This window comes from Paraburkholderia sp. BCC1885 (assembly GCF_900996235.1).
Taxonomy (GTDB): domain Bacteria; phylum Pseudomonadota; class Gammaproteobacteria; order Burkholderiales; family Burkholderiaceae; genus Paraburkholderia.
Genome location: NZ_CAAJGM010000024.1, coordinates 1 through 794, shown reverse-complemented (window position 1 = coordinate 794; position 794 = coordinate 1). Strand labels below are relative to the sequence as shown.

1 protein-coding gene is annotated in these 794 nt (G+C 68.6%); it reads right to left on the bottom strand.

Annotated elements, in window-relative coordinates; genetic code table 11:
* Positions 1-37 precede the first annotated feature (37 nt).
* On the bottom strand, positions 38-794 hold a 757-nt coding region (locus FQ755_RS02285), incomplete at its 5' end, for a homogentisate 1,2-dioxygenase domain-containing protein (RefSeq protein WP_144150594.1).

Genomic DNA, 794 nt, shown 5'->3' with positions numbered 1-794 from the left:
AGCGAGGCGGCCAGCGTGGCGTCGAGGTCGGTGACGGTCATCGTTGCTCCGGGTTGAAGTGCCTGGCGAGGTCCTGCCAGCAGCGGTAGTAGTCGGCCTGCAGTTGCGAGGTCTCCAGCGCGAAGCGCGTCGGCCGGATCAGGGTGCGCGTCTCGAACATGAAGGCCATGGTGTCGCCGACCTTGTGCGGGCGCGAGGTATCGGCCGCCGAGGCCTTCTCGAAGGTGCCCGCGTCGGGCCCGTGCCCGGACATGCAGTTGTGCAGGCTCGCGCCGCCCGGCACGAAGCCCTCGGCCTTGGCGTCGTAGGCGCCATGGATCAGGCCCATGAATTCGCTGGCCACGTTGCGGTGGAACCAGGGCGGCCGGAAGGTCGACTCGGCTGCCAGCCAGCGCGGCGGGAAGATCACGAAGTCGAGCGTGTCGACGCCCGGCGTGTCGCTGGGCGCCTGCAGCACCAGGAAGATCGAGGGATCGGGATGGTCGTAGCTGATCGAGCCGATGGTGTTGAAGCGGCGCAGGTCGTAGCGATACGGCGCGTAGTTCCCGTCCCAGACCACCAACTCGAGCGGCGAGTGGACGATCGCGGCCCGCCAGAGCCGGCCGTTGAGCTTGGCGACCAGCTCGAAATCGCCCTCGCGATCCTCGTAGGCCGCGTGCGGCGTCTCGAAGTCGCGCGGGTTGGCCAGGCCGTTCGAGCCGATCGGGCCGAGGTCGGGCAGTTGCAGCGCCTGGCCGAAGTTCTCGCAGACGTAACCGTGTGCCTCGCCATCGGGCAGCGCCACTATGAAGCGC